Annotated in this window: 4 protein-coding genes and 1 pseudogene; 2 read left to right on the top strand and 3 right to left on the bottom strand. The window is 64.4% G+C overall.

The annotated features are described in order from the left end of the window. A pseudogene (locus LAN70_18950) lies at positions 1 to 139 on the top strand (AMP-binding protein). On the opposite strand, the gene LAN70_18945 reads toward LAN70_18950, so the two are convergent. From LAN70_18945 to thiL, 3 genes are all read right to left on the bottom strand, one after another. Further along, on the bottom strand, positions 92 to 343 hold the full coding sequence (locus LAN70_18945; GenBank protein MBZ5513230.1) for a hypothetical protein: 252 nt from the start codon (positions 341 to 343) through the stop codon (positions 92 to 94). The pseudogene LAN70_18950 and the gene LAN70_18945 overlap by 48 nt on opposite strands. 192 nt (positions 344 to 535) lie before the next feature. Beyond that, positions 536 to 1,084 (bottom strand): hypothetical protein, encoded by a 549-nt coding sequence (locus tag LAN70_18940; GenBank protein ID MBZ5513229.1) that lies wholly within the window; start codon positions 1,082 to 1,084, stop codon positions 536 to 538. Positions 1,085 to 1,177: 93 nt separating this feature from the next. Beyond that, a complete protein-coding gene (thiL, locus tag LAN70_18935; protein ID MBZ5513228.1) occupies positions 1,178 to 2,125 on the bottom strand; it encodes a thiamine-phosphate kinase in 948 nt (315 codons plus the stop codon). Positions 2,126 to 2,493: 368 nt separating this feature from the next. Between thiL and selA the strand changes: the two genes are divergently transcribed. Next, a complete protein-coding gene (gene selA / locus LAN70_18930) occupies positions 2,494 to 3,918 on the top strand; it encodes an L-seryl-tRNA(Sec) selenium transferase (protein ID MBZ5513227.1) in 1,425 nt (474 codons plus the stop codon). Positions 3,919 to 4,131 lie beyond the last annotated feature (213 nt).

The following is a 4,131-nucleotide window of genomic DNA, read 5'->3' as shown; positions in this document are numbered from 1 at the left end:
GGTCTGCATTTCCGGGGCCTCCCCACTGCCGGGTCAGGTTCAGAAACGTTTCGAAGAGCTGACAGGTGGGCGATTGGTAGAGGGTTACGGATTAACGGAAACCAGCCCAGTTACCCATGTGAACCCTCTCGACGACCGAGCCAAGAATCGCATAGCTGCCGACATTGCTCGTGGCATCGGCGGCGCTCGCGAAGGTGAGCGCCCCGGTGGTCGCCGTGCCCAGCGTCTCGCCATTGACGAAGCCGGTGACCGTTCCCGTGAACGCCGGATTGCCCGCGCCATAGCTCCGGCTCGCCGCGTTCGCCGTGTAGGTCAGCGTCGCCGGATCGATGGTGAGCTCCACCCTGCTCGGCGAGGCGATCGCGTTTCTTCAGCTCTTCCAGCTTTTGTTCCAGGTTCATGGCGTGCGCATTATAGACGGCGGGCTGGGCGTCGGCCATGGCGGTTTCCTCCAGGCGGTCCGATCAGCAGACAGTATAGGCCGACCCCGCCCGTAGGACGTGGGTCACAAGGTTGTGTGATGTGCGGGGAAGGCCTAGTCCTGGGCGATATAGCTGGGTTCCCATCTGTACTTCTTGCCGTCCCAGTACACGTCCGAGCCGAGCCCGCCTAATTCCACCGCGTGGATGGTATTCACCGTGATCTTTTTCTTTTTGATCGCGATCCGCCCCAGCGCGAGGCTGTCAAACGGCAGGTTGACGATCACGAACTTCTCCTTCGGCGCCCGCCAGTTGTGTATCACCAGCACGTAGCGGGTGGTTTCGGCATTGGTGGCGGAGAACTGGATGGTGTCCTTGACATTGCCCCAGCCGAAGTACCCGTCATACGGATCGATGGCGTGGTAGTGATAATCCAGTTCGCCGCTGAGCGGGTTCTTCGCGGTGGCTACCATCACCAGGTCCTCCTGGCCGTCGCCGTCCAGGTCCGCCATGAGCGGCGGGAACTTTGGCTCAAGCTTGAACTGCTCGCCGAATTCCTTGGTGCAGATCTGTTGCGCGTCCAGGGGAGGTGCGGGCGCCTGTTGCGCGGCGGCAGCGGCAAGGGCGCTTACGGCGACTACAACCACAAACAGACTTCTCCTCATGCCTGTACTCTAATCCCCCCGCGCGCGCATGCAAGTGGCAATCAGGGCTATGCGGTTGCAATCGCTCAATCAGCAAATCGCCCAATCAGCAAATCATCTAAAGTGTTCCCAGCCGCGCGGCGGCAGCGGCATTCGCCTGCCGTCCCTGTCGCAGATGAACGCACCGCCGCCGCGAATGATTTCGCCCAGCCGCGTGACTCGGACGCCGGCAATTTCTTCGGCTACACGCCTTCGCGGCGCCGTCGTAAACAGCAGTTCGTAATCTTCGCCGCCGTGCAGCGCCAGATCCAGCGTGGCGCCCTTCGCCAGCGGCACTCGCTCGGCGTACACCACCGCGCCGACGCCGCTCTCCTCGCAAATGTGCGACAGGTCGGTGGACAGGCCGTCGCTGAGATCAATGGCGGCCGAAGCCAGGCGGCCTTCGCGCAGCAGGCGTCCGACGGCGACACGCGGTTCGGGAAAAAAATGCGCGCGGTTCTGTGCCGGACGCAGTTTCTTGCCGGCACGCATTTGTTGGATTGCGGCAGCCGCTCCGCCCAGGACGCCGGTTACGTAGAGCGCGTCGCCGGGCTTTGCTCCCGACCGCAGCAACGCCCGACCCCGCGGGACCGAGCCGACAACCACGATGTCGGCCAGCACGCCCGCGGGCGACTGCGCGACGTCACCGCCGGCGAGCGGCACATGGAACCGCGTTGCCAGCTTCATCAGCCCACGCAGGAAACCGTCGACCCAGCGCTGTGCCAGGCCGGCCGGCAGCGCCAGCGACAAAAACGCTGCCAACGGCTCCCCGCCCATGGCGGCGATATCGCTCAGCCCGCGCGCCAGGCAGCGATGCCCGGCGCACTCGGCAGGGTGCCAGTCGCGCCGGAAGTGCACGTCTTCCAGGCTGAAATCGGTGGTGATGAGCAGTTCATGCCCGCGCAGTGGACGCAGCACGGCGCAGTCGTCGCCAATGCCGCGGACCAGCACACGCGAGGGCGCGTCTGCCACACTCGCGTGGGCGCGAATCCTCTCGATCAGCTTTCGTTCTGGTAAGGGCAAGCGCGATAACTATACGAGAAAATCACCTCGGAGACACGGAGGCGCGGAGTAACAAAAATTAACCACGGTTTGCCGCCGATTCGCACTGATCAACCTCTCTTCCAATGCATCCGTGAGTATCCGCGTAAATCCGCGGTTAAAGCTTTTCTCCGTGTCTCCGTGCCTCGGTGGTGAAATAATCCCGCAGAGCGATGGCCAAGAACTCAAGAGACACGGAGGCGCGGAGTAACAAAAATTAACCACGGATTGCCACCGATTCACACTGATCAACCTCTCTTCCAATTCATCCGTGAGTATCCGTGTAAATCCGCGGTTAAAGCTTTTCTCCGTGTCTCGGTCCCTCCGTGGTGAAATAATCTCCCCTCGGAATGGCGAAGAACTCAAAAGTCGCAACCCGGAACGCGCAACTCTTCCGCCGGCTGCCTTCGGTCGACGAGCTGTTGCGTAACCCCGCGATCGCGCCCATTGCGGAGCGCGACGGCCGCGCCGCCACGCTCGACGCCGCGCGCGCCGTGCTCGACCGCCTGCGCGCCGAGATCGCGGCGGGGCGGCTCGATGAACCCCAGGTTGAACTCGCCGTCGCCGGACTGGCCGAGGCAGTGGAACGCGAGTTGCGACGCTCGTTGCAACTGTCGCTGCGGCCGGTGATCAACGCCACCGGCGTCGTCCTGCATACCAACCTGGGCCGCGCGCCGCTGGCTTCGGCTGCCCTCGACCACGCCCGCCAGGTCGCGACCGCGTACTCCAATCTGGAATTCAATTTGGACTCCGGCGAGCGCGGCAAGCGCGACGTCCACCTGGAGCGGCTGTTTGCGCGCCTGCTCGGCGAGTACCCGGATGTTTCCACCGTGGTGGTCAACAACAATGCCGCCGCCGTGCTGCTGGCGCTGAACACCCTGGCCGACGGCGGCGAGGTGGTGGTCTCGCGCGGCGAGTTGGTGGAGATCGGCGGCTCGTTCCGCATCCCCGACGTGATGACCAAGTCCGGCGCGACGCTGCGCGAGGTCGGCACCACCAATCGCACGCGCCTTGCCGACTACGAACGCGCCATCAACGACCGCACCCGGCTGATCCTCCGCGTACACCGCTCGAATTTTCAGATCGTCGGTTTCACCGAGCAGCCCTCGCTGGAGGAACTGGTTGAGCTGGCGCACCAGCGCGGACTGCCGGTCGTGGAAGACCTGGGCAGCGGAGCGTTGCTCGATCTGCGAACCATCGGCATCAGCGGCGAACCGGGTGTGGGCGACAGTCTGCGCGCCGGGGTGGACGTTGTCACCTACAGCGGCGACAAGCTGCTCGGCGGGCCACAGGCAGGCATGCTCAGCGGGCGCCGCGAGGTGATTGCGCGCATCCGCTCCAACCCGCTGTTTCGCGCCCTGCGCGTTGACAAGCTCATCTACGCCGCGCTGGAGGCGACGCTCGTCGCCTACGTCCGCCAGGACCATGACGCCGTTCCCGCGCTGCGCATGATGCGTCTGTCGGCCGATGACATCGGACAACGCGCGCAAGCACTGGCGCGCATCCTCCAACCGCCGCTGACGGCAGAGGTGATCGAGGGTGAGTCCGTGATTGGCGGCGGCGCCGCGCCGGGCGCCACGCTGCCCACGCGATTGCTCGCCATTACCATCGAAGGCCTGAGCGCCGACGAGGTCGCCACCCGCCTCCGGAAGAATGATCCGCCCATCGTGGCGCGCGTCGAGGAGGGCCGTGTCCTGCTCGATCTGCGCACCGTGTTTCCAGAGCAGGACGGGGAGATTGCCAAGGCGCTGAGTAGTTTGTCAATGCGTCAGTAGATCAGCGGTTCCCAGCGGGAATTCTCGTGGCTAGAACTGGTTTGGCTCTGTTGACATCCCCTTGTGCGCGTCGCTTCTGGCCTCAGGATCACCGTGACCCCAGCCCCGCAGGGCCTGCCCTGAGCGAAGTCGAAGGGGGCGAACGCTAGTAGCCCAGAGCCTGCCCTGAGCGCAGTCGAAGGGGCGCCAGCCCTGGGAAGAATTCGATGACAG

It is taken from the genome of Terriglobia bacterium (assembly GCA_020072845.1).
GTDB lineage: Bacteria > Acidobacteriota > Terriglobia > Terriglobales > Acidobacteriaceae > JAIQGF01.
This window is presented reverse-complemented; position numbering and strand designations above follow the sequence as displayed.

Excerpts from the sequence above, each read along its gene's own strand:
- selA (MBZ5513227.1), top strand. The coding sequence starts at position 2,494 with ATGGCGAAGAACTCAAAAGTCGCAACCCGGAACGCGCAACTCTTCCGC.
- LAN70_18940 (MBZ5513229.1), bottom strand. The coding sequence starts at position 1,084 with ATGAGGAGAAGTCTGTTTGTGGTTGTAGTCGCCGTAAGCGCCCTTGCC.